This is a genomic window from Paractinoplanes ovalisporus, from assembly GCF_016834655.1.
GTDB classification, from domain to species: Bacteria; Actinomycetota; Actinomycetes; order Mycobacteriales; family Micromonosporaceae; genus Actinoplanes; species Actinoplanes ovalisporus.
Map to the genome: position 1 here is coordinate 575,890 of NZ_JAENHP010000003.1, position 24,183 is coordinate 600,072.

19 protein-coding genes and 1 pseudogene are annotated in these 24,183 nt (G+C 69.8%); 12 read left to right on the forward strand and 8 right to left on the reverse strand.

The features are described from left to right. The first annotated feature begins 150 nt into the window (after nt 1–150). From JIG36_RS12955 to JIG36_RS12990, 8 genes and pseudogenes are all read left to right on the forward strand, one after another. A complete protein-coding gene (locus JIG36_RS12955; RefSeq protein WP_236046684.1) occupies nt 151–1,407 on the forward strand; it encodes a glycosyltransferase in 1,257 nt (418 codons plus the stop codon). After that, a complete protein-coding gene (locus JIG36_RS12960) occupies nt 1,404–2,930 on the forward strand; it encodes an ArnT family glycosyltransferase (protein ID WP_203376356.1) in 1,527 nt (508 codons plus the stop codon). The genes JIG36_RS12955 and JIG36_RS12960 overlap by 4 nt, the downstream gene beginning before the upstream one ends. Then, on the forward strand, nt 2,927–4,096 hold the full coding sequence (locus JIG36_RS12965) for a glycosyltransferase (protein ID WP_203376357.1): 1,170 nt from the start codon (nt 2,927–2,929) through the stop codon (nt 4,094–4,096). Before JIG36_RS12960 ends, JIG36_RS12965 begins: the two co-directional genes overlap by 4 nt. Further along, a complete protein-coding gene (locus JIG36_RS12970; protein WP_203376358.1) occupies nt 4,093–6,168 on the forward strand; it encodes a galactose oxidase early set domain-containing protein in 2,076 nt (691 codons plus the stop codon). The genes JIG36_RS12965 and JIG36_RS12970 overlap by 4 nt, the downstream gene beginning before the upstream one ends. Beyond that, nucleotides 6,165–6,692: a hypothetical protein gene (locus JIG36_RS12975; protein WP_203376359.1), complete on the forward strand. Its 528-nt coding sequence runs from the start codon at nt 6,165–6,167 to the stop codon at nt 6,690–6,692. Before JIG36_RS12970 ends, JIG36_RS12975 begins: the two co-directional genes overlap by 4 nt. A 55-nt stretch (nt 6,693–6,747) precedes the next feature. Then, nucleotides 6,748–7,704, forward strand: a complete 957-nt coding sequence (locus tag JIG36_RS12980) for a hypothetical protein (protein WP_203376360.1) — start codon at nt 6,748–6,750, stop codon at nt 7,702–7,704. Nucleotides 7,705–7,728: 24 nt separating this feature from the next. Beyond that, nucleotides 7,729–7,914 (forward strand): annotated as a pseudogene (locus JIG36_RS12985) (helix-turn-helix domain-containing protein); the annotation flags it as partial. Between the two features lie 231 nt (nt 7,915–8,145). Further along, a complete protein-coding gene (locus JIG36_RS12990) occupies nt 8,146–8,871 on the forward strand; it encodes a hypothetical protein (RefSeq protein WP_203376362.1) in 726 nt (241 codons plus the stop codon). Here the strand turns inward: JIG36_RS12990 and JIG36_RS12995 are convergent. Further along, on the reverse strand, nt 8,836–9,309 hold the full coding sequence (locus JIG36_RS12995; protein ID WP_203376363.1) for a hypothetical protein: 474 nt from the start codon (nt 9,307–9,309) through the stop codon (nt 8,836–8,838). The two genes, JIG36_RS12990 and JIG36_RS12995, sit on opposite strands and share 36 nt — an antisense overlap. A gap of 339 nt (nt 9,310–9,648) precedes the next feature. On the opposite strand from JIG36_RS12995, the gene JIG36_RS13000 reads away from it, so the two are divergent. The 3 genes from JIG36_RS13000 (at nt 9,649) to JIG36_RS13010 (ending at nt 16,090) form a co-directional block, all read left to right on the forward strand. Beyond that, nucleotides 9,649–11,994 carry an alpha-amylase family glycosyl hydrolase gene (locus tag JIG36_RS13000; RefSeq protein WP_203376364.1) on the forward strand — a complete coding sequence of 782 codons (2,346 nt, stop codon included), beginning with the start codon at nt 9,649–9,651 and terminating at the stop codon, nt 11,992–11,994. 10 nt (nt 11,995–12,004) lie between these two features. After that, a complete protein-coding gene (locus JIG36_RS13005) occupies nt 12,005–13,786 on the forward strand; it encodes a carbohydrate-binding module family 20 domain-containing protein (RefSeq protein WP_203376365.1) in 1,782 nt (593 codons plus the stop codon). Nucleotides 13,787–13,885: 99 nt separating this feature from the next. Next, the gene (locus tag JIG36_RS13010) at nt 13,886–16,090 is read left to right on the forward strand and encodes an RCC1-like domain-containing protein (RefSeq protein ID WP_203376366.1); all 2,205 of its coding nucleotides are present in this window, start codon (nt 13,886–13,888) and stop codon (nt 16,088–16,090) included. Between the two features lie 5 nt (nt 16,091–16,095). Here the strand turns inward: JIG36_RS13010 and JIG36_RS13015 are convergent, their stop codons facing one another. The 6 genes from JIG36_RS13015 to JIG36_RS13040 form a co-directional block, all read right to left on the reverse strand. Then, a complete protein-coding gene (locus JIG36_RS13015) occupies nt 16,096–17,046 on the reverse strand; it encodes an AraC-like ligand-binding domain-containing protein (protein WP_203376367.1) in 951 nt (316 codons plus the stop codon). A 365-nt stretch (nt 17,047–17,411) separates the two neighbouring features. After that, nucleotides 17,412–19,001: a dolichyl-phosphate-mannose--protein mannosyltransferase gene (locus JIG36_RS13020; RefSeq protein ID WP_203376368.1), complete on the reverse strand. Its 1,590-nt coding sequence runs from the start codon at nt 18,999–19,001 to the stop codon at nt 17,412–17,414. Nucleotides 19,002–19,173: 172 nt separating this feature from the next. After that, entirely contained in the window at nt 19,174–20,088 is a 915-nt protein-coding gene (locus JIG36_RS13025) for an aminoglycoside phosphotransferase/kinase family protein (RefSeq protein ID WP_203376369.1), read from the reverse strand. A 34-nt stretch (nt 20,089–20,122) separates the two neighbouring features. After that, on the reverse strand, nt 20,123–20,713 hold the full coding sequence (locus JIG36_RS13030) for a LysE family translocator (RefSeq protein WP_307872687.1): 591 nt from the start codon (nt 20,711–20,713) through the stop codon (nt 20,123–20,125). Beyond that, complete coding sequence (locus tag JIG36_RS13035) at nt 20,710–21,474, reverse strand: hypothetical protein (protein ID WP_203376370.1); 765 nt, start codon at nt 21,472–21,474, stop codon at nt 20,710–20,712. Before JIG36_RS13035 ends, JIG36_RS13030 begins: the two co-directional genes overlap by 4 nt. A gap of 51 nt (nt 21,475–21,525) precedes the next feature. Then, entirely contained in the window at nt 21,526–22,203 is a 678-nt protein-coding gene (locus JIG36_RS13040; RefSeq protein WP_203376371.1) for a DUF4386 domain-containing protein, read from the reverse strand. A 48-nt stretch (nt 22,204–22,251) separates the two neighbouring features. Between JIG36_RS13040 and JIG36_RS13045 the strand changes: the two genes are divergently transcribed. Further along, on the forward strand, nt 22,252–22,920 hold the full coding sequence (locus tag JIG36_RS13045; RefSeq protein WP_307872688.1) for a TetR/AcrR family transcriptional regulator C-terminal domain-containing protein: 669 nt from the start codon (nt 22,252–22,254) through the stop codon (nt 22,918–22,920). On the opposite strand, the gene JIG36_RS13050 is transcribed toward JIG36_RS13045, so the two are convergent. Next, nucleotides 22,917–24,035 (reverse strand): diguanylate cyclase domain-containing protein, encoded by a 1,119-nt coding sequence (locus tag JIG36_RS13050; RefSeq protein WP_203376372.1) that lies wholly within the window; start codon nt 24,033–24,035, stop codon nt 22,917–22,919. The genes JIG36_RS13045 and JIG36_RS13050 overlap by 4 nt on opposite strands. Between the last annotated feature and the right edge of the window lie 148 nt (nt 24,036–24,183).

Here is a 24,183-nt window from a genome sequence, read left to right on the forward strand (position 1 = left end):
GCCGTGTTGCGCCGGTATTTCTGATCGGATAACGCTTTCCGGCGAGCTGTAAAACCCCCGACAGTCCACTTGATAGGTACGAGGCGAACCCGGTTAGGGTCTTTCTGTCCGGCGGGGGTGGGGCCCGCCAGAGATTCCTGGGAAGAGGCCATGACATTGGCTGCCGTCATCATGATTGCCGTGTCCTTGGTGCTCGCGGTCTTCGCCGCGGTCACCCTGTGGTGGACCATGCATGCCTGGCGCACGCCGGAGACCCTCGCCGGCACGCGCTTCGCCCCGCCCGACGGGGAACAACACCTGACCTTCTCCCTGCTGCTGCCGGCCCGGCACGAGAAAGCCGTCCTCGAGCACACGGTCGAGCGGCTCCTACGCTCCACCCACGAGGCCTTCGAGATCATCATCATCGTCGGGCACGACGACCCGGAGACGGCCGAGGTGGCCAACCGCGTCGCGGCCGGCTCACCGGGCCGGATCCTCGTGGTGACCGACCACAACGAGCAGAAGAACAAGCCGCGCGCCCTCAACACGGCCCTGCCGTACGTACGGGGTGATGTGGTCGGGGTCTTCGACGCCGAGGACCAGGTGCACCCGCTGCTGCTCGAACACGTCGACCACGCGTTCCGGGCCACCGGCGCCGACGTCGTGCAGGGCGGCGTCCAACTGATCAACTTCCACTCCAGCTGGTACAGCCTGCACAACTGCCTGGAGTACTTCTTCTGGTTCCGCAGCCGCCTGCATCTGCACGCCCGGAAGGGGTTCATCCCGCTCGGCGGCAACACCGTGTTCGTGCGCTCCGACGTGCTGCGCGAGGCCAACGGCTGGGACGGCACCTGCCTGGCCGAGGACTGCGATCTCGGCGTGCGGTTGTCCAGCCGGGGCAAGAAGGTCGTCGTCGCGTACGACTCGACGATCGTCACCCGCGAGGAGACACCGGGCTCGGTGACCGCGCTGCTCAAGCAGCGCACCCGCTGGCACCAGGGCTTCCTGCAGGTGCTGCGCAAGGGCGAATGGCGCCGGCTGCCCACGTGGCGGGCCCGCATGCTCGCCCGGTACACGCTGACCAGCCCGTTCCTGCAGGCCTTCTCGGGTGTCGTCATCCCGCTCGGCGTCGCCATCGCGATCTGGGCCCAGCTGCCGGTCTCCGTCGCCCTGGTCACCTTCCTGCCGGTGCTGCCGATGGCGGCCACCCTGATGTTCCAGATCGTCGGCCTGCACGACTTCGGGCAGCAGTACGACCTGCGCATCCGATGGCACCACTACGCCAAGCTGGTCCTCGGTTCCTTCCCGTACGCCCTGGTCCTGTCCACGGCGGCGCTGCGCGCGGTGTGGCGCGAGTACACGGGCCGCCGCAACTGGGAACTGACCGCGCACGTCGGCGCGCACATCCCTGCTGAGGCCGCGGCATGACCATCCTGGAGCTCGTCGAACCAGCGCCCGCGCCTTCAACGGCCGCACCGGTCCGCAAGGACCGCACCGACCTCTACCTGTCGGTCGGCCTCACCACCGTGGTGCTGGCCCTGCTGGCGTGGAACATCGCCGGCTTCCCGACCGCCAGCGACGACGAGGGCACCTACCTCGCGCAGGCCTGGGCGGTGCAGCACGGCAAGGGCCTCGCCCACTACACCTACTGGTACGACCATCCGCCACTCGCCTGGATCCAGCTGGCCGCCGGTTCCTGGCTGCCCGGACTGATCGCCCCGGGGCTGCTTGCGGTGGCCGCGGGCCGCATGGCCATGCTGCCCCTGCAGGCGGCCGGTCTGCTGCTCGTCTACGTGGTGGGCCGACGGATCGGGCTGCCGCGCTGGGCCGCGGCGGTGGGCCTCCTGACGTACGGGCTCTCCCCGCTCTTCCTGACCATGGGCCGGCAGATCTACCTGGACAGTTTCGCGGTGGTGTGGATCCTGGCCGCCCTGGCCCTGGCGCTCACCCCGCGCAAACACCTGTGGCACTTCGCGGCGGCCGGTGCCGCGGCCGCGGTGGCGGTGCTGAGCAAGGAGACCATCCTGGTCATCCTGCCCGCCGTGCTGGTGGCGCTGTGGCAGAACACCGCCCGCAGCACCACCCGCCCGTGGGCGTTCGGCGCCTTCGCCAGCGGCCTGGTGCTGGTCGGCTGCTTCTACCCGCTGTATGCGCTGCTGCGCGGCGAACTGTTCCCGGGCGAGGGGCACGTGTCGCTGTTCGGGGCGATCCAGTTCCAGCTCGGCTCGCGGTCCGGTTCGGGCAGCATCTTCACGGCCGGCTCGGGCGCCAACTCGCTGCTGCACTCCTGGCTCTACTACGACAGCGTGCTGCTGGTGGCCGGGGCCGTCGCCACCGTGGCCGCGCTGGTTCTTCGCCGGATGCGTCCCGTGGCGGTGGCGGGCGCGATCCTCATCGCCGTGGCACTACGCCCGGGCGGCTACCTGCCGGCCATGTACGTGGTGCAGGTGCTGCCGTTCTTCGCGATCGCGGTCGCCGGTGTGCTCGCCTGGGTGGTTTCGCGCTTCCAGAGCTGGCAGAGATGGTCCGTCATCGCCGTGGCCGTCGTCCTCGCCGCCACGGTGGTCGCACCCCGCTGGTACGTCGGCGATCGCCGGGCACTGACCGCGAACGACAACGCGGCGTACGTGGAAGCCGCCCGTTACCTGCGGGCGCAGCCGCCCTCCACGGTGGTCGTCGACGACGTGCTGTGGCTGGACTGCGTCAACGCCGGTTACCCGCAGGACCGGGTGATCTGGTTCTACAAGCTCGACCTCGACTCCGAGGTCGCGGCCCGGCTGCCCGGCGGCTGGCGCGACGTCGACTACATCGTCTCCACTCCGGCCGTACGGCAGGACCCGGGAACCCTGCCCACGGTGTCCGCCCTGCTCGAGAACTCCACCGTGATCGCGTCGTTCGGCCCGGCCGACGGCGTCATCGAGATTCGCCAGGTTTCCAAGGAGCCCTCATGACCATCACCGCCGACCCCGGGCCCGTCCGGGCCACGATGCGGGGCACCCTGGGCGAGCTGCCGGTCGCCACGGCCGTCAAGCAGACCGTCGTCGTGCCCACCTACAACGAGCGCGACAACATCGCCGAGCTGCTGGAACGGCTCGTGGCGGCGCTGCCGGCGGGCACCACCGAGATCGTCTTCGTGGACGACAGCACCGACGACACCCCGGCCGTCATCGAGGCCGCCGCCGCGACGTGCCCGATCCCGGTCAAGCTGATCCACCGGGAGCACGCGACCGGCGGGCTCGGCGGCGCCGTGGTCGAGGGCATGCGGGCCGCGCAAGGCGAGTGGATCGTCGTGATGGACGCCGATCTGCAGCACCCGCCCTCGGTCGTGCCCACGCTGGTCGCAGCCGGGCAACGCGACGGCGCCGACCTGGTCGTGGGCAGCCGCTACGCGGGCGGGGGCAGCAGCAAGGCCGGCCTCGACGGAGGTTACCGGCGCCTGGTCTCGGGCGGGTCCACGCTCGTCACCAAGGTGATCTTCCGGAACAACCTGCTGCAGGTCAGCGACCCGATGAGCGGCCTGTTCGCGATCCGCACGAGCTCGCTCGAGACCTCCGAACTGCGTCCGCTGGGCTACAAGATCCTGCTCGAGCTCATCGTGCGCAACCGGCCGGGGCGGATCGTCGAGGTCCCGTACGCGTTCCAGCCGCGCCACGCCGGCGAGTCCAAGTCGAGCCTGAGCGAGGGCTTCCGGTTCCTCAAGCACCTGGCCATCCTGCGGTTCGGGGCCAAGCGGGCCCGGATGCTGGTCTTCGCGCTGATCGGCGTGTCGGGGCTGCTGCCCAACCAGGCCGCGCTGTGGTTCCTGCACGCGGTGCTCGGTGTGCATTACGTGCCGGCCGCGATTTTGGCCAACCTCATCGCGGTGGGCTGGAACTTCGCGCTCACCGACACTCTGCTCTACCGCGACCGCCGCCAGCATCGCAGCTTCGCCGGGCGGATCAGCCGGTTCTTCGTGCTCGGCAACGCCGACCTCGTGCTGCGGGTGCCGCTGCTGGCCCTGCTCGTCTCGGGTCTGCACGTCGGGGTGCTGATCGCCAACCTGGTCACGCTATTGATCTCGTTCGTGGTGCGGTTCCTGATCCTGGACGGGGTCATCTACAAAGCGCGGCGCCCATGACTCCCCGGCCTTGGCTCAGCGCGCGTAACCGCCGGGACATCGGCATCCTGGTCGTTCTGTCGCTCCTGCTCACGCTGGCCCTGCCATCGCCTCCAGCCTCGGCGGGCGCCAACCTGGTCGCCAACGGGGGCCTGGAGGCGATGGGCGGGGACGGCTTCCCGGTCTGCTGGGAACGCTCCGGGTGGGGCGACTCGCCGTACACGTTCGACGTGACCACCCAGGCCCACACCGGCACCAAGGCCATGCAGATCACGCTCGCCCAGACCGCCCCCGGCGACCGCAAGGCGATGATGCTGGAAGACGCGTCGTGCGCGCCCACCGTCACGCCGGGCCACCAGTACGACCTCGGCGTCTGGTACACCACGACCACGCCGAACACGGTCATGACAGTGTTCCGCCACGACGTCGCGCAGGGCTGGGTCTACTGGACCGACCTGGCCACGCTTCCCGTCACCACCAGCTATCAGCACCAGGTCGTCCGTACGCCGCAGGTCCCGCCCGGCACCGACCAGATCGTCTGGGGTGTCACCATCTATGGCGCCGGCACGCTGCGGACCGACGACTACACGATGGAAGACGTCACCCAACCCGCCCCCGGAACCACGGCCTGCACCGCCGGAACGGCCTGCACCAAGGGCGTCTGGCAGGTCATGCCGTTCAACACCCCCGTACGGGCCATTCACGCCGTTGTCCTGCACAACGGTGACGTGCTGCTCGTCGCGGGCTCGGGCAACAACCTCGACGACTTCGCGGCCGGCACGTTCAAGACCGCGGTCTACCGGCCCTCGACCGGCACCTTCACCGACGTGCCGACACCGGCCGACCTGTTCTGCGCCGGGCACGTGCAGCTGGCCGACGGGCGGGTGCTCGTCATGGGCGGCAACAAGGACTACCCGTCGGCCGACGGCACAGTCGGCTACAAGGGCCTGCCCGACTCGTTCGTCTTCGACCCCGCCACCAACAGCTATTCGCGGGTCAACAACATGACGGCCGGTTCGTGGTACCCGTCGGCCACCGTGCTCGGCAACGGCGACGTGATCTCGCTGGGCGGGCTCAACGAGAACTCGTCCGGCATGGTCGCGACGCAGTACTTCGACGCGAGCCAGGAACGCTGGCTGGGCCTGAACGAGGCCAACCAGACGTGGAGCTTCTGGGGCCTCTACCCGTCGATGATCCTGATGCAGGACGGGCGGCTCTTCTACACGGGCAGTCACGTCTTCGGCAACGGCCTGCCCGGCACCGGTGCGTCCATCTACAACTACGACGCCAACACCATCACGCCCGTCTCCGGCCTGCAGAACAAGGACGAGCGGGACCAGTCGATGAGCGTGCTGCTGCCGCCCGCGCAGGACCAGCGGGTGCTCACCATGGGTGGCGGCAACATCGACACCAACCCCGACGCCAACCGGCTGACCGACCTGATCGACCTCAAGCAGGCGGCGCCGGTCTACACGGCCGGGCCGCTGCTGCCCACCGGCGCCGGGCAGACCCCGAGCCAGGGCAAGATGTACGTCTCGGCGGTGCTGCTGCCCGACGGCAAGGTGTTCGAGACCGGTGGGGCTCTGCACAACCGGGCCGACCCGGTGTACGAGGCGTCGATGTTCGATCCGGTGACCAACACGTTCACGGCCGGCATGGCGACCGACCCGGTGCCGCGCGGCTACCACTCGTCGGCGTTCCTGCTGCCCGACGGTCGCGTGATGGCGGTCGGCAACAATCCCGGCGACGGCACGTTCGACATGCGCGTGTCGGTGTACTCACCGCCGTACCTGTTCCAGGGCGCCCGTCCGCAGATCCTCTCGATGCCCGACAACACCTGGGCGTACGGGAGTGCGAACACGATCACGGTGGACGGGCCGGTGCTGAAGGCGGAACTGATCCGGCCGGCCGCCGTGACCCACTCCAGCGACCCGAACCAGCGCTTCGTCGACCTGCCGATGACCGTCACCGGCACCACGATCAGCCTCAACCTGACGAGCAACCCCAACCTGGCGCCACCCGGCTGGTACATGCTCTTCGTGGTCGGCGCCAACGGCGTCCCGTCGGTGGCGAAGTGGGTGAAGGTCGGATGACGGCCCGCCGCGTGCTCCCGGTCGTCGTAGCCGTGCTGGCCGCGGTGGTGGCGCTGTTCCTCGCGCTGCGCCCCGGTCCCGATCGCGCCGCCGCGGATTCCGCCGCCCCCGTTTCTGCCGCTCCGGCACCGCCCGCGCGCCCGGCCCCGTCGACGTCGACGTCGGCCGCCGCGTCCCCCGCACCCGAGGGGGTCGCCGCGGCCGCCACCGCGGTGACCCTCTCGGCCCGGCCCGCCTCCTCGGCCGCCCCGGCGCCCTTCGTCCAGACCTTCGCCGCCCAGCCCGGGGTGAAGCCGTTGCCGGCGCTGGCCTCTCCCACCGCCCCGGTGTCGGTGCCGGCCAACGTCGACGGCTGCGACCACGGCTACGGCACCCGTACGCAGTGCGTGCCGTGGGCGTTTCCCCCGTCGGTGACCGACAAGTGCGCGTGGCTGACCGCGCAGGGCTTCAAGTCCCTGACCGTGCACGGCACCGACCGCCACAAACTGGACCCCGACAAAAACGGCATCGCCTGCGATTCGTAAAGGCCGCTCCCGGCGGGGCTGACGTACGTGATCATGACCGCTACGCTGCGCGGCTGTGCGGTTCTTCAAGAAGAAAGAGCGCCCCGCGGGCGGCGCCGACGACATCGAGATCCAGGACTACTGGGACGACGGCAGCGAGTCGCTGGCCGAGGCCCTCGAGGAACAGGAGTGGGTGTCCGCCCGCAAGATCCTGGCCGGGGCCGACACCGACGAGCTGATGTACTACATGTCGATCGTCTCGGACGCCCGCGGCGTCGAGGAGTGGATCCCCGAGGTGATCCGCCGCGACCCCGACGACCCGCTGCCCCGCCTGGTCCGCGGCGCCCGCGCGATCTCCTGGGCGTGGGACGTCCGCGGCACCACCACCGCCGACCAGGTCCCCCCGGACGCCTGGCCGGTCTTCTTCCGGCGGCTGGCCCTGGCCGAGGACTCCCTCGACGAGGCCCTCGAACGCGACCCCACCTGCGCCGAGGCCTGGCACTACAAGATCATCCTGGGCCGGGCCCGGCAGCTGCCCGCCGAGGAGGAGTGGCGCCGCTTCCACCACCTGATCGAGCTCAACCCGAGTCACTACTACGGGCACAAGCAGATGTACGAGGGCCTGCTGCCCAAGTGGGGCGGCAGCTGGGACGAGGCCTTCAAGTTCGCCCGCGTCCAGAGCGCGGCCAACCCCGGCACGCACATCCCCCACCTGATCTCGATGGCGCACCTGGACTTCCGGTGGGAGGGCGACAACGAGGGAAGCAAGTACCTGGGCCGCGAAGAGGTCTCGTCAGAGATCTACGAGGCGGCCTGGCAGTCGGTCTGGCACGACGACTACGAGACAACAATCCTGACGCCGAACCTGTGGAACTCGTTCGCCTACACCCTGACGTACGGCCGCTACTTCAAGTCGGCGTGCACCCTCTACAACGCCATCGGCGACGACTTCGTACGCCTCTTCCTGTGGCGCAGCAAGGAGCGCTACGTCGAGATGCGCGAGTGGGCCCGCGAGGAGGCCGCCGAGGGCTGACTCTGTTACGGCAGAGTGGCCCCCATGAGCAACGACGTGGAGGCCGTACTGACGTCGGTCGGCCCGCGGCTGCGGGAGCTGAGGCAGCGACGCGACATCACCCTGACGGCCCTGGCCGCCACAACCGGCATCTCGATCAGCACGCTGTCCCGGCTCGAGTCGGGACAGCGCCGGCCGAGCCTGGAACCGCTGTTGCCATTGGCCCAGGCCGAGTTCGACACGCACTCCCCCACTGGTTCGGAAACGCCGACAACAACCCGGTCGAGCTGCTGAGCATCCTGGGCCCCAGGGCGAGCGCTTCCACATCCGAGCCAGCTACCGCCCCTGACCGAACAGCCCTCGTCCGCAAGCCGTTCGGGGTGCGACGTAGACCTGTGTTGCTCCGCCGACGCCAGGTGCTCAACCACTAGCTTGGCTTCGCACCTGATCAGAGGAGGCCTCATGCCGGACCTTTCGGAGAACACCGACTCGCTTGCCGCGATCGACGCGGACGCTGATTTGCTGGCCGGATCCATGGTCCTGGCTGAGGTCCTGCCCGGCATAGCCGTCGTCTTCGGCGAGGTTCCCGCCGAGCTCAAGGACGAGTTGGTCGACTTCGGTCTGGTGCCGACGGCCGACCGTCCGCGGATCTCCACGATCCTCGCCACGATCGGCAATTCGGCGAGTGTGATCGGCACCCTCGGGACCGCCGCCGCGGGGGCACAGGGACTCTACCGACTCACCGACACCTCGCGGGCGGTCCTGGCCGCGGGTGGACGGCTCGCGGTCAAGGACGGCGCGAACCTCGGCGGCGTGTTCTCCACGTCCACCGGCAAAATCATCCACCAGGCCCGCTTCCAGCCGATGCAGGGAACGGGCGTATTGAAGGGCGCGGCCGGCCTCGGGCCGGTGCTGGCCATGGTCGCCCTTGAGATGTCGCTCGACCAGGTGCGGTACGTCCGGGTCGCGACGGCTTCCGGTGGCGGGCGCATGGCCGTCGACCTCATCACGCGCGACGAGAACATCTCTTGGCAGTTCCACGCCGATGTCGACAGCGCTCAAGTGAATGCCCTCGCGGCGGTGCTTGCCGAGACGATGACGATCCCGGATGCCGAGCGCGAGGCACTTCTGCGGGGACGGCCGAGCGTGGAGTTAGATGAGGGTGTCACCGCAGATGTGCCAACCTGACTTGTCGCTGGTCAGGTAGAGGTCCAGGGCTCGGCTTGCGCCCGTGGGGTTGGTCAGGAGGACCGTGATGCCGGCGCTGGTGCCGGGCTCGTTGAGGAAGACTGCCCGGCCCACGGAATGGCGGGCGGGACGCGGGGCGGCGTCGAGCATGGCGGTGAATTCGGCCGGCGTGGTTTCGGCGCGCAGGTCCGAGCAGAGCATCCCGTACGCGTTTCGGTCGGCCCGCGCTTCGATCTGCTGCAAGTAGGCCGCGGCGGCGTTCTTCGGCTCGTCCAAGTCGGGACCGGCGAACCAGTAGACCAGGAAGCCGAAGACCGGGACCGCGCACACGGCGAGCACCGCGAGGATGCCGACCACCGCGGCTACGGAGGCGGGGCTTCGGCGGTATGGCGGTGGGAGCGGGACCGGGGACATGCCGTGGGTGGGCAGCGGGCTCACGAGGGCGACGCTAATCGTGGGGCGCGGCGGGGCGGCCACGCTCCGGACACGAACGGATCAAGACAGGGTGCGGTGCCCGGTCAGGGCAGGGAGCTCGTCCAGGGCTCCTGCTTCGGCAAGGACACCAAGGCGACCCGGATCGATGTCCGTCAGCCGGCATCAGCTTGCAACATGCCGGAAAACTCTTCCAACGGCTGCAAGCGCTTGCTAAGGTCCGTTCCAATGTGAACGCGGGATTACGTCCCTGCTACCGGTTCCGCCCCTGGTAGTGGAGGTGCCCCGGCTTCCCATGCAGCGATACCTGTCGTTGGAAGAAACCCCAGGTCGTTGGAGGAATCCGTGCCCCCACCCCGATGGCTCCTGGCCGTCCCTACCAGTCTGCTGCTCCTGGCCCCGGTGGTCCCCGCCGCCGCGGCCGCCACGACCACCGTCTATTACAAGCCGCCGGCCGCCTGGTCGACGGTCAACATCCATTACGCCGCGGACAACGGCGCCTGGACCACCGTGCCCGGCATTTCCATGGATGCAGCCTGCACCGGCTGGCGCAAGAAGGAGCTCAGCGCCACCGCCAGCCTGCAGATCACGTTCAACAACGGCGCCGGCACCTGGGACAACAACTCGGGCCGCAACTACAACACCGGCGCCGGGACGGTCGTCATCAACAACGGCGCCGTGTCAGATGTGAATCCGTGCACGAGCACAGAACCGACACCGACACCGACACCGACACCGACGGTGCCCCCGGAAGGCAGCAGCAGCGGCGAGATGCTCGGCGGCGACCCCCGCAAGGAGAGCATCTACTTCGTCATGACGGCCCGGTTCGCCGACGGGGACACCAGCAACAACCGCGGCGGCAGCCAGCACGTCAGCTCGGGCAACGCGGCCAACAACGACCCCATGTTCCGCGGCGACTTCAAGGGCCTGATCGACAAGCTCGACTACATCAAGGGCCTGGGCTTCTCGGCCCTGTGGATCACGCCGGTCGTGCTGAACCGCTCCGACTACGACTTCCACGGCTACCACGGCTGGGACTTCCACCGCGTCGACACGCGCCTCGAGTCGGCCGGCGCCACCTATCAGGACCTGATCGACCGGGCCCACGCCAAGGGCATCAAGATCTATCAGGACGTCGTCTACAACCACAGCTCGCGCTGGGGTGCCAACGGTCTCTCCGTCCCGAAGGTGTGGGGCGCGCGGGACGGCCAGTGGGACTGGATGTACAGCACCAAGGTCGCGGGCAAGGCGTACGACCCGATGGAGGAGAACAGCGCCGGCCGGGCGTACAACGGGGATCTGTGGAGCACCGAGGAACCGGCCGGCAACACCTGCCGCAACTGGGGCACGCCGACCGGGCAGAAGAGCCCCGAGGGTTACACGATCCACAACTGCCAGTGGCCGTCACCCACGAGCGGCATGTTCCCGGCGAGCCTCTATCACCAGTGCTGGATCGGCAACTGGGAGGGCGAGGACGCCCGCTCCTGCTGGCTGGCCGACGACCTGGCCGACTTCAACACCGAGAACACGACCGTCCAGCAATACCTGATCGACGTCTACAACCGGTACATCGAGATGGGCGTCGACGGCTTCCGCATCGACACCGCCGTCCACATTCCGCGGGTCACCTGGAACCGCCGCTTCCTGCCCGCCATCAAGCAGAAACTGACCCAGAAGTACGGCGCTACGAAGGCCGGCGACTTCTACGTGTTCGGTGAGGTCGCCGCCTTCGTGCACGACAAGTGGAACCGTGGCTCGGTCAACCACTCGGCCCAGTTCTTCACGTGGAAGGAGCGTAAGGAGTACAGCGCCGACGACACCCAGGCCGCGCTCGAGCAGTACAACTATGAGAACGGTCAGGGCACGGCGAACCAGCCCACGAGCACGAACGCCTTCCTGACCGGGAACAGCTACCACGCACCCGATCGCAGCCAGTTCAGCGGCATGAACATCATCGACATGCGCATGCACATGAACTTCGGGGAGGCATCGAACGCGTTCCACAACGGAAAGGATTCGGACGACACCGTCAACGACGCCACCTACAACGCGGTCTATGTCGACTCGCACGACTACGGGCCCAACAAGAGTTCCGTACGGTATGACGGCGGCACCGACGCCTGGGCCGAGAACATGGCTCTGATGTGGACGTTCCGCGGCATCCCGACCCTGTACTACGGCTCGGAGATCGAGTTCCAGGCGGGCCAGCGCATCGACTGCGGCCCGACCTGTCCCCTGGCCACCACCGGCCGCGCCTACTACGGCGATCACGTGGCCGGGAGCGTCACCACGAGCGACTACGGCGTGGTCAGCAACGCATCCGGCGCGGTCGCCACCACGCTGTCCAAGCCGCTGGTCAAGCACGTCCAGCGGCTCAACCAGATCCGCCGCGCCGTCCCGGCCCTGCAGATGGGCCAGTACTCGACCGAGGGCGTCAGCGGAAACATGGCCTTCAAACGGCGCTACACGAGCGGCAGTACGGACAGCTTCGTGCTCGTCACCATCTCGGGCAGCGCCACGTTCACCGGCATCCCCAACGGCACGTACACCGATGCCGTGACCGGCGACGTCAAGACCGTCACCAACGGCACCCTCACCGCGGCCGTCAGCGGCAAGGGCAACCTCCGCGCGTACGTCCTCGGCAGTTCCGCCCCCGGCAAGGTCGGGTCCGACGGCCCGTACCTCAAGTAAGGAGTCCCCCATGAAGACGAAACGAATCGCCCCGCTGATAGCGGCCCTGATGGCCGCACTCGTGGCGGTGGTGGTGGTCGGCCGCCCCGAACAGGCCGACGCCAAGGCCGACGCCAACCCCGGTCCCCGGGACACGATCGTCCACCTCTTCGAATGGCCGTGGGCGTCGGTCGCCTCCGAGTGCACGAACGTGCTCGGCCCCAAGGGTTTCGGCGGCGTGCAGGTGTCGCCGCCGCAGGAGCACGTCGTGCTGCCCGGCTCGGGCTACCCGTGGTGGCAGGACTACCAGCCGGTCAGCTACCAGCTGGTGACCCGCCGCGGTGACCGGGCCGCGTTCGCGAACATGGTCAGCACGTGCCACGCGGCCGGCGTGAAGATCTATGTCGACGCGGTGATCAACCACATGGCCGGCGGCGGGTCCACCGGCAGCGGTTCGGCCGGCTCGTCGTACAGCCACTACGGCTACCCGGCCGTGCCCTACGGCAACGACGACTTCCACCACTGCGGCCGCAACGGCAACGACGACATCGCCAACTACGGCGACCGCTGGGAGGTCCAGAACTGCGAACTGGTCGACCTGTCGGACCTCAAGACCGAGGCCGAGTACGTACGGGGGAAGCTCGCCGCGTACCTCAATGATCTGATCTCGCTCGGGGTCGACGGTTTCCGGGTCGACGCGGCCAAGCACATGCCGGTGGCCGACCTGCAGAACATCTACTCCCGGCTCAACGGGACGCCGTACATCTTCCAGGAGACGATCGAGGGCGGGGCGGGCGAGCCGTCGCCGTCGGAGTACACCGGGATCGGCGACGTCACCGAGTTCCGCTACGGCGACGTGGTCGGCAACGCGTTCCGCGACGGCAACCTGTCCGGCCTGCAGAACCTGCCGTCGCAGATGCTCCTCGCGAGTGGCGACGCGGTGGCGTTCATCGACAACCACGACACCCAGCGCAACGGGCGGGCCAAGCTGACCTACAAGGACGGCACCAACTACGGGCTGTCCGAGGCGTTCATGCTGGCCTACCCGTACGGAACCCCGCAGGTGATGTCCTCATTCACGTTCAGCAACGCCGACGCGGGCCCGCCGGCCTCGTCCAACGGCACCACCAGCGCGGTCAACTGCTCGTCGGGCTGGGCCTGTGAGCACCGCTGGCGGACGACCGCGAACATGGTCGGCTTCCACAACGCGTCCTACGGCACCGGGCTGACCAACTGGTGGTCCAACGGCAGCAACCAGATCGCGTTCGGGCGCGGCGCCAACGCGTACGCCGTGTTCAACCGGGGCGGGTCGCTCAACCGCACGTTCAGCACGTCACTGCCGGCCGGCACCTACTGCGACGTCGCGAACGGTGACTTCTCGTCGGGCAGTTGCACCGGTACGACGTACACCGTCAATGCCTCGGGTCAGTTCACCGCGACCGTGGCCGCCGGCGGGATGCTCGCGCTGCACATCAATGCCCGCACGACCGGAGGCACCACGCCGCCTCCCACGGGTTGCTCGACCGTCGCCGTGACCTTCGCCGCCAACGCGACCACGGTCTGGGGCGAGAACGTGTTCGTCCTGGGCAACCGGGCCGAGCTGTCGAACTGGAACACCAGCGGCGGCGTGGCCCTCTCGTCGGCGACCTACCCGGTCTGGCGCGGCACGGTGAACCTGCCGGCCAACACCGCGATCGAGTACAAGTACGTCAAGAAGAACGGCTCGACGGTGGCCTGGGAGACCGGCTCGAACCGCACCCTCAACACCGGCACCGCCTGCACCCTGACCGTCAACGACACCTGGCGCTCGTAATCAGAGGCACCGGGGAGGCCTGGCCTCCCCGGTGTTCCGCTCAGTTACCTCCTCTCCCGTCCGATATGCGTAGAAGACGGACCGGGCGGGGGGATTCGGGTGAAGCGGCGCGCGGGCGTGGCGGGCCTGATCGCCGCTCTGCTCGTGCTCACGGCCCTGCTGACGCCGGCCCGGGCCGACTTCACTTCCCGGACCCAGACCGCGGCCGGGTTCACCGCCGCCGACCCGCTGACCAACGGCCCGCTCTACCGCTGGGGCATGAACACCACGCCGGCGCTGAGCCCGGTCCGGTCGGCGAACCCGGCGCAGCTCTACACCAAGGTCGTCGGCGGCAACTCGCACGGCTGCGCCATCCGCGACAACGGCGGCCTCTGGTGCTGGGGCACCTCCAACACCGGCGAGCTGGGCAACGCCGCGGTCAGCGACTACGTGTACGGCGCGGTCCGGGGCAGCGCCACCACCTGGACCGACGTCACCGCCGGGTACGGCTACAGCTGCGGCGTGCAGACCGGCGGCACGCTCTGGTGCTGGGGCACGAACGCCAAGGGCCAGCTCGGCCAGGGCGACACCACCGACCGCAACACCCCGGCCCGGGTCGGCGCGCTGAGCAACTGGAACAAGGTCGTGGCCGGGGTCAGCCACGCGTGCGGCCTGCGCACCGACGGCACGCTCTGGTGCTGGGGCGACAACTCGCTCGGGCAGCTCGGGCAGGGCGACACCACCGCCCGTACGGTGTCCTCGCAGATCTCGCCCGGCACGACGTTCAGCGACGTCAGCACCCGCCGCGACCACACCTGCGCGATCACCGTGGCCGGCGCGCTCTGGTGCTGGGGCGCGAACTCGCAGGGCCAGCTGGGCGTCAACGACTACACCACCCGGACCAGCCCGACCGAGCCGCTCCCGGGCAGCGTCTGGACCGCGATCGGCGCCGGCGAGCTGCACACCTGCGCCATCCGCTCCGGCGGCACGCTGTGGTGCTGGGGCTTCAACACCGACTACCAGCTCGGCATCACCGGCGACACCAACGCCCGGGTGCAACCGGCCCAGATCGGCTCGGCCACCGACTGGGCCACTGTGGTCGCCAGCTCCCTGCACAGCTGCGCCACCCGTACGGACGCAAGCCTGTGGTGCTGGGGATCGGGTGACCGGGGCCGGACCGGGTTCGGCGACACCGCCACCCGCCAGGAACCGACACGGGTGGGCACTGACTCCGACTGGACCCAGATCGGCATCGGCGTCGCGCACACCTGCGGCATCCGCGCCCCCGGCCGGCTGTGGTGCTGGGGCTACAACATCAGCGGCCAGCTCGGCCTCACCGTCACCACGCCCGAGCAGCTGGGCGGCGTCACCACCTGGCGGCGGGCGGCGCCGGGCCGGCTCAACATCTGCGCGATCGCCGCCGACCGGACGGCCGCCTGTTCCGACTACAACGGGCAGGGCCAGCTGGGTCAGAACGACTACACCGCCCGGACGACGTTCACCACGGTCGGGTCGTCGGTCACGACGTGGTCGAGCATGGGCATCGGCAACTACCACGTCTGCGGCACCAGAACCGACCGGTCGCTCTACTGCTGGGGCGAGAACGACAACGGCGAGCTCGGCATCGGCACCCAGAGCGGCTCGGCGACCCTGCGCAAGGTGGGCGCGAACGTCTGGACGGCGGTCACGTCGGGCAACAGCTTCACCTGCGCGATCCAGACCGACGCCACGCTCTGGTGCTGGGGCAGCAACGACCGGGGCCGGCTCGGCATCAACGACACCTCGGTGGCCCGCCGCACCAGCCCGTCCCAGGTCGGCTCGGCCACCTGGAAACGGGTCAGCGGCGCCTACTCGTCGGCCTGCGCCGTGCGGGCCGACAACACGCTGTGGTGCTGGGGCGTCAACGACCGCGGGCAGCTCGGCACGGGTGACACCACCAACCGGTGGGCGCCGGCCCAGGTCGGGTCGGACGCCGACTGGCAGGACGTGCAGACCGGCCGCTTCCACACCTGCGGGCTGCGGGCCGACCGCTCGCTGTGGTGCTGGGGCAGCAACAACAACGGTCAGCTCGGCCGCAGCGGCGGGCAGCAGAACACACCGGCCCAGGTGGGCACCGACACCGACTGGTTCACGCTGACGACCGGCGGGGCGCACAGCTGCGCCACGAAGATCGACTATTCGCTGTGGTGCTGGGGGTTCAACGGGGCGTCCCAGCTGGGGCTGGGTGACACCGTGGACCGGGCCGCACCGGCGCAGGTGCCCGGCGTCTACACCCGGCACGTGCAGGCGACCTGGTACGGCACGTACGCCATCCAGCAGCAGTGAAGCGGTCAGCCGCGCCGGTATTCGTGGGGCGGGACCCCGGTGTGGCGGCGGAACGCGCGGCTGAAGTCGGCCGGGCGCTCGAACCCCCACCGGGCCGCGATCGAGGCAACCGTGTGCTGGGCGAAGCGGGGGTCGATCAGGTCGCGGCGGGCGCGCTCGATGCGGCGCTGAAGAATGTGGGCGCTGACGCTCACGTGGTGGTGCTGCTGGAAGATGCGGTGCAGGTAACGCAGCGAGATCCGGTGGGCGGCGGCGACGGTCGCCGGGCCGAGGCCGGGACGGTGCAGGTTGTTCTCGACGAACGACACGACCTGCAGGTAGAGCAGGTGGGAGGGCGACCGCAGCGGCGGGTCGTCGCGCTCGAGGTGGTGGGCGAGCATCGCGGTGGTGAGGTCGACCGCGGTGTCACCGAGACGTTTGGCGTCGCGTTCGGTGTAGTCGCCGTGGTCGTCCTGCACGGTGACGAGGAACTGGGCGAGCAGCCGGCCGACGCCGCGGTCACCCGGCAACGGGATCGCGCAGAGCCGGGCGACCTGGGCCGGCGCCAAGGGCAGCAGCCGCTTCGGGAACTGCAGGATCGTCGACTCGGAGATGCCGTCGCCGGTGACCGCCTCGAACGGACGGGAGCTGTCGTAGATCACGAACTCGCCGCCGCCCAGCACGGCGCGGCCGCCCTCCTGGTCGATGCACTGCCGGCCGGCCCGGATCAGGGCGACCTGATAGAACTCGGGGTCGGAGATGCGGATCGTCCGGGGTGAGCGCCGCGACGACAACGACGTGTACGACATGGCGGTGACCTGGGCCTCGCCGAGCGGCGCGAACCCGAGGCGGGCGGTGAACGCGAGCGGGTCGGGGCTGCCGATCTCGGTCGGGATCAGCGACGCCGAGGTTGCGCTCTCCCACGCCTCCAGACGGTCGGGGACGGCGAGGGCGGCGCTGTCGAACACCGTGCGCATCTCCCCAGACTGCCACACAGGATCAACGGCAAAATCGGCTTATTGCGTACGGGATGACGCCCCGTTCCGTGGGGGCGTCTCACCGGCGGGAGCGCGCTCATCGCGTACGGGAATGCGCGTCGCGCCTCGGTGGGAGTGCGCTCATCGCGTACGGGAATGCGCGTCGCGCCTCGGTGGGAGTGCGCTCATTGCGTACGGGAATGCGCTTCGTGCTGAGGACACGGCGATCCTCTGGCCGCACACTGACCACATCGGAGCGTCCCGGGCAACGAGGGGGTGACCGCTTGGCGGAAGCGGCCGCGACCGGGGCGCTCCGGCCATCTCGCCCGTGAGCTGGGCTCCGGCGTCTGACCGGGGCGCTCCCGTCAGATCCAGCGGCTGCCCAGCCACATGCGGGACGACCAGTCCTCGTACGGGATCAGCTGGTTGGTGAAGATCGGGAAGAAGTACGCGAAACAGAGCGCCACCAGGATGACGTACGCCCCGGCCACCACCGTCCCGACCAGCTGTCGATCGGTGCGGGCCTTGCCGCTCGCCATGCCCTCGGGCGGCGTCATGATCGCGCCGAGCACGTAGACGACGGCCAGGATCAGGAACGGCAGCGCGGGTAGCACGTAGAACGAGAACATCGTCCGGCTGTCCTTGACCGCGTAGTAGAACCACGGCGCCAGACCCGCGAACGCCGGCACGAAGATCGCCCACGCCCGCCAGTCGCGCCGGGCCAGCCCGAACCAGACCAGACCGACCAGCGCCGGCAGGAACGACCACCACAGCAGCGGAGTGCCCAGCAGCAGAATCTCGCGGGCACAACTGGGCGCACCGCAGTTGCCGGTGGTGTTCCAGTCGAACGCGACCGGACGGCCGAGCAGCAACCACTGCCACGGCCAGGACTGGTAGGGGTGCGGCTTGTCGAGACCGCTGTGGAAGCCGTACGCCTCCTGGTGGTAATGCCACAGGTTGAGCAGCGCGCCCAGCACCGGCGGCTCGCTCATGCCGTTGGCTTCGCGGTAGTGCCGGAAGTAGCCGGTGTTCGTGACGAACCAGCCGGTCCAGGTGGCCAGATAGAACACCAGGGTGAGGGCCACGCTCGTGACCCCCCAGCCGATGTCGGCCCGCAGGCCGGTGTTGACCGGGTTCCGAACACCGGCCGACCGGCGGGCCTGCCACCGCCAGAGGAGCACAAGCCCGCCGAAGAACGGCAGGAAGAACAGCGCGCTCCACTTCACGCCGAGCGCCAGCCCGAAGAACACCCCGGCCACGAGCAGCCACCACGGCACCGTGCCCGGCACCCGGAACGACATCTCCGGGTCGTAGCCGCCTTCGAGCTTGCGCCGCAGATGCCGCCGGTAGTGGTCACGGTCGAGCACCATCGCGGCGAACGCGGCCAGGATGAACAACCCGAGGAAGATGTCGAGCAGGGAGGTGCGCGAAAGCACCAGCTGGAACCCGTCGAGCGCCATCAGCAGGCCGGCCGCCCCCGCCAGCAGCACCGAGTGGAACAGCCGGTAGGCGACCCGCGCAAGAATGAGGATCATCAGCGTGCCCGCCACCGCGGCCGGCACCCGCCAGCCGATCTCGTTGTTGCCGAACACCGCCTCCCCCGCGGCGATCAGCCACTTCCCCAGGGGCGGATGAACGACGTACGCCGGGCCGTTGGTCTTCTCGTCCCACTCGACCCCGTGCTGGAGCATGTCCCAGGCGTCGGTCGGATAGTAGATCTCGTCGAAGATGTAACCCTTGCGGTCACCCAGCCCCGGAAACCGCAACAGCGCCCCGATGACGACAACAAAGCCGGTCACCAGCCACGAGTACGGGTTGAGCCAGTTGTCGAGCGTGGCCAGGCGGCGGCGCACGATGTCCGGCACACCGGCCTTGGGTGCCTGCGCCGGGGCTGCCTCTTGCTCAACTAGGGCCGTCGTCACCCCGCGATCGTAGTGGTGCCGGCAACCGTTCATCAGCGCCCGTCAGCGCCCGCGCCGTGGACGCCTGCTGCAAGCACCTAGGCCCCGGCTTGTGGGGGCGAGCCCTTGAACGCCGACTCGCGAGCCACACCCAGCAGACCTCACACGCCCGCGAAACACCCCATGGCACGCCAGATCGGGACCCGCCGAGCCTCGCGAGGGGCGATCAGGCGGCCGCCAGCCGCAGCCGCTCGGCGGCCTCGGCCTCGGTCAGTGGGGAGCGGCGGGGCTCGGCATCGTCGCTGTCGAGTTCGGCCTTCTTGGCGTTGAAGGCCCGCACCCAAAGCCCGGCGGCCCAGGCAGCCCCGATCTCATCGGCGGTCCAGGGCCGGCCCGACGCACCCTGATAGGCGTCGAGGAAGGCCTGCGACTCGTCGACCGTGGCCCCGCCCTCGGACCGACCAGGCAGGCCGCTCACCCACACGGCGGCGGCCAGGCCGACGATCACCGCCTCGGGTGCGGCGATCGTGCTGTCCCAGTCGAGCACGATCTCGCCGACGTTGTGGGCCTCCCAGTCACCGTGGCCGATCACCGGTGCGCCGTCGTGGGCCGAGAGCCGCCGCCGCGCCCGCGAGCCCACCTCGTCGAGCCAGGACGGGTGGGCGTTGAGGTCGCCGTCGCGGTCGTCCGGGGGCGGCCACAGTCCGCCGGACGCCGGGCTCGGCCGGGAGCCGACGGGGCCGGCGTGGTCCCAGGCCGTCCACGGCGGGTGCGGCGCCAGGCTTCCCACGGCCGACGGCGGGGGCGCGATGGAGAGCAGGCGGGCGAGCAGTTCCGCGTACGGGGAAACCTCCGGACCCAGACCGCCCGGCGCGACCAGAGTCTCCGCAGTTGCCGCATAGCCGCCGAGCCGCACCGGACCGACCAGCGGCTCAGGGCACGGGAAACCCGCCTCCCACAACGCTTTCTGTACGGCCGTGCACACCCGCAGCCGTGGGGCGGCCGCACGCACCTTGATGGCCACCTCGCGGCCGTCCTCGAGCCGGACGCCCGCGACCCGCGACAGATGGCCGGTGACGAACAGGGTTTCCGCCGCTCCGGAGCCGAGCCACCGCCGGCACCAGTCATCGATCACAGGCATGTCGACAGCGTCGCATCCGAGCCTGAACAAAGCCTTACCGTGCGGTGGTGACCGCCAGCCGTACGCCGAGGCCGATCAGCACCACGCCGGTCACCCGGTCGATCGCGCGCCGCACGGCCGCCCGCGCCAGCAACCGCCGCAGGGACGACACCAGCGTGGCGACCGTCATGAACCAGACCGCCGATATCAGCACGGCCAGGCCCGAGAGCAGCACCGTGTCGAGCAGTCCGGGCGATGCGGGCAGGAACTGCGGAAGCAGCGCCACGAAGAACACCGCCGCCTTGGGGTTGAGCACGTTGCACAGCAGGCCGTCGCGGAAGGCGTGGGACGAGGCGACCGGCTCGGTGGTCTCTTTCGCCCGCCACGACTTCACGCCGAGGTGGAGCAGGTAGACCGCACCGACCAGCTTCAGCCCGGTCAGCAGGTCGGGCGCCCACGCGATCAGGGCCACCACACCGGAGCCGGCGGCGGCCGCCCACACGAACACCCCGGCCGCGATCCCGGCCGCGGTCGCCATGCCGTGCCGTCGGCCGGAGACCACCGAGTGACGCACGACCAGCGCGAAGTCGGGCCCGGGCGACATGGCCCCCAGCGCGACCACGGCGACGAACGCCCAGGTGTTCACCGGCGTCCCGGTTCCTGGGCGCGCAGCGCGGGGACGCGCTCGACCATCGGCCGGCTCGCGGTTCCGGAGTCGACGGCCAGGAGGGACAGGAGGCGTACGGGATGGCCTGTCTCGGCCGCCGCCTGCATGCGGTGATGTCCGTCGAGCAGGAAGTGGGTGAGCGCCCAGTGCTGGTAGTGGTCGGGACCGTCGGCGCCGGCCGGGGCGCTCACGTCGAGGATCGACACCGCCACCGCGGTCGCCACGTCACCCGACTCCAGATCGGACGCGTACTTCTCGACCTGGGCCCGCTCGTTCCACGACGGCGGAACCATCGGCACGACGAACTCGTAGAAGTGGGCCTCGCCGTCGACGGGGGTTTCGAACGTCCGGTAGTACGGGGTGCGCGGGTAGACGGGCAGGCCCCAGAACGAGTCGAGGCCCCACGTCTCGACCTGTTCCTCGGCGAAGTAGTCGCCCGCGCCCGAGGGCTGCACCAGCCGCGGCCGGATCTCGAGCGACAACGGCTGGTAATCGCCTTGCGGCAGCAGCGATCCGAACGCCTCGACCGGGTCGTCGCCCTCGGGCGAGAACGTCTCGGTGGAACCCTCCTGCCGCTGGAACAGGATCTGGCAGGTGCCGCACCAGAACGTCAGCTCGAACGCGGGCTTGCCGTCGACGAGCAGAAGGCGTTCGCGGTTGGTCTCGGTGTCGGCCGAGAAGCTCAACCGCGGCTCGTCGGGGTCGCCGAGGACACGAACCGGCTCCACGTTCAGCAGCACGCGGCCCACCTTAGGGGTTCGCGCCCCACTTCGCAGCGACCAAGGCGCTCATCATGCCGAAGCGGCGCCCACCGGAACCGGAGCCAGGGCCGGAAGCCTCCGGACGCCGAGGATGAGCAGGTAGCCGATCATCCAGAACTCGCCGACCGTCGCTGGATAGGCGAGCAGGTCGGCGACCAGCGGCGCGTCCGGCAACGCGTACGCCAGGAAGGCACTCAGCACGTAGCCGACACCGCCGGGGATGAGGACCCAGCCCAGGGCCCGCGGCATCAGGCCGGAGCGCAGCACGCACCACCCCATCGGGATCAGCCACAACCCGAAGAACAGGCCGCCGACCGCCCACAGCTGGTCGCTCACCAGGTAGAGGGTCTGCACGGTCGAGGCCGCGTCGCCGTACGGCGACTGTGCCACCGTCAGGGCCGCGCCCAGCAGGGCGGCGCTGATCAGGATGGCGAACGCGTTGGCCAGGCCGAACGCGGCGATCTCGCCCGCGGCGACCGGCGCCGAGGCGCGGAACAGGCGGAAGAACCAGACCGCGGCGAGCGCCTGGGCCAGCACGGTGAACAGTTCGAACGTGATGCCCCAGCGGGCCAGCGCGGGGTCGGCGACCAGGTTGGCCATGGTGGCGGCGCCGTCGGAGAGCTGCGGGCGGATCAGCAGGAAGCCGAGGCCGCCGCCGACGGCGAGTGCGAGGTAGAGGAGCCCGGTGATGCGGGCCGTACGGATCATGATTCCCCCTTACGTTGTAAGGTGAACCATACGATGTAAGGTACGGCCGTGGCAACCAGGAATCCGCTCAGCCGGGACAGGGTGCTCGCGGCGGCGGTCGCGCTCGTCGACCGGGACGGCCTCCCCGCCCTGACGATGCGCCGGCTCGCGGCCGACCTGGGCGTCGAGGCGATGTCGCTCTATTACCACCTGCCCGCGAAGAAGGCGCTGCTCGACGGCGTGGTCGAGACGGTGCTGAGCGAGATCCGGGCGTTGCCGGCCGACGGCGGCGACTGGCGGCGGCATCTGCGCGAGCAGTTCCTGCTGGCCCGCCGGGTGATGCTGCGGCATCCGTGGGCGCCCGGCCTGATCGCCTCGAGCACGTCGGTGCCGCCGACCGTCTACGCCTACTACGACGGCATCGTCGGCACCCTGGTCGCGGCCGGTTTCTCCTACCACCTGGCCCACCGCGCGCTGCACGCGTTCGGCAGCATGCCGCTCGGGTTCGCGCAAGAGATCTTCAGCCCGGCCGCGGCCGGTGGCGACTTCGAGCCGGAGGCGGCCGAGGCCGAGCTGGCCGCGATGGCCGAGGCGATGCCGCACATCACCGCGATGGTCGCCTCGGAGATCCACGACGCGGGCGAGGCGACGCTGGGCTGGTGCGACAGCCAGACCGAGTTCGAGTTCACCCTCGACCTGCTGCTCAACGGCCTCGAGCAGCTACGCGTGGCGGTTTAGGCGACCCAGGGACGCTTCGCGCGGTGGCGCTGCTTGGTGCGGTACATGTCGGCGTCGGCCGCCGCGGCGAGCTGGGCGAAATCGGAAGAGCTTTCCCCGTACGCATGACCGATGCTCGCGCCCACCTTGCGCGGCCCGCCGCGGGTCTCGATCGGCTCGGTGAGCGCGGCGTGGATCCGCTCGGCCGTGTCGCGCAGGACCGTCCCGACGTCACCACCGGTCACGACGACGATGAACTCGTCGCCACCGGCCCGGGCCAGCAGATCTTCCGGCCGTACGAGCGAGGCCATCCGCCCGGCCACCGTGCGCAGCACCTCGTCGCCGGCGTCGTGACCGCCCGCGTCGTTGATCGCCTTGAACTCGTCGAGGTCGATCACCATGACGCCCACCTCGGCGCCGGGCCGGCCGGCCAGCTCGTCGGTGAAGGCCCGCAGCAGCGCCCGGTTGGCCAGCCCGGTGAGCGGGTCGTGGGTCGCGGCGTGGGCCAGGCGGGCCCGGCTCTCGGCGAGCTCGTGGTGCAGGCGGGCGTGGTGCACGGCGGTCGACGCGTGCTGGGCGAACAGTTCGAGCATCTCGCGCTGCACCGGCCCCGGCAGGCGGCCGTCGAGGGGCAGGTCGACGCTGAGCACCCCGACCAGTTCGCCGGTGGGCGCGGTGAGTGGGGCCAGCAGCATGTCGTCGGGGTGCCAGCCCTCGGGGTCGGCGGGCACGGGCAGCGTGTCCGACGTCCAGACGATCATCGAGTCGGGCATGGCGTTGCCGTGGCCGATGAAGTGCAGCGCACCCCACGACTCGGACTTGGCGAACAGCTCGTCCCAGTTGCCGGGCGTGGTGCGGGTGCCGAGCAGCGAGCGGCGGATCTCGTCGGTGCCGTCGGCCGAGACGACCATGAAGTCACCGTCGGGCTGCAGCACGTTGATCACCGCGACCTCGAAGCCGGAGGCCCGGGTGACGCCGTGCACGACCGCGTCCATCGTCGCCGTGAGGTCGAGGCTGGCGTGCACGGCCCGGCTGACCTCGTGCAGAGTCCGCAGGCCGTCGAGCTGCCGGCGCACGTGGGCGAGCTGGTCGAGGGCGTCGGAGAGCTGAGCCGGCAGATCTTCGGTGCTGGTCAACCTGCCTCCCCCCGAGCGGTCGCGGCATCCGTTCCACGAACCTGGACACCGGATCTTATCCATTCAACGATGTTCATGGCGGGCACACCTTTCCGCCGTACGGGAAACCGGTCTTGACGGACGCTGGTCACAGACGGTGGAAAGGCGG

Bases quoted from the DNA above. Each gene is read 5' to 3' on its own strand.
- JIG36_RS13025 (WP_203376369.1), bottom strand. From the start codon at position 20,088: ATGCCTGTGATCGATGACTGGTGCCGGCGGTGGCTCGGCTCCGGAGCG.
- JIG36_RS13040 (WP_203376371.1), bottom strand. From the start codon at position 22,203: ATGATCCGTACGGCCCGCATCACCGGGCTCCTCTACCTCGCACTCGCC.
- JIG36_RS13015 (WP_203376367.1), bottom strand. From the start codon at position 17,046: ATGCGCACGGTGTTCGACAGCGCCGCCCTCGCCGTCCCCGACCGTCTG.
- JIG36_RS12975 (WP_203376359.1), top strand. From the start codon at position 6,165: ATGACGGCCCGCCGCGTGCTCCCGGTCGTCGTAGCCGTGCTGGCCGCG.
- JIG36_RS13005 (WP_203376365.1), top strand. From the start codon at position 12,005: ATGAAGACGAAACGAATCGCCCCGCTGATAGCGGCCCTGATGGCCGCA.
- JIG36_RS12990 (WP_203376362.1), top strand. From the start codon at position 8,146: ATGCCGGACCTTTCGGAGAACACCGACTCGCTTGCCGCGATCGACGCG.
- JIG36_RS12970 (WP_203376358.1), top strand. From the start codon at position 4,093: ATGACTCCCCGGCCTTGGCTCAGCGCGCGTAACCGCCGGGACATCGGC.
- JIG36_RS12955 (WP_236046684.1), top strand. From the start codon at position 151: ATGACATTGGCTGCCGTCATCATGATTGCCGTGTCCTTGGTGCTCGCG.
- JIG36_RS12965 (WP_203376357.1), top strand. From the start codon at position 2,927: ATGACCATCACCGCCGACCCCGGGCCCGTCCGGGCCACGATGCGGGGC.
- JIG36_RS12960 (WP_203376356.1), top strand. From the start codon at position 1,404: ATGACCATCCTGGAGCTCGTCGAACCAGCGCCCGCGCCTTCAACGGCC.
- JIG36_RS13020 (WP_203376368.1), bottom strand. From the start codon at position 19,001: ATGAACGGTTGCCGGCACCACTACGATCGCGGGGTGACGACGGCCCTA.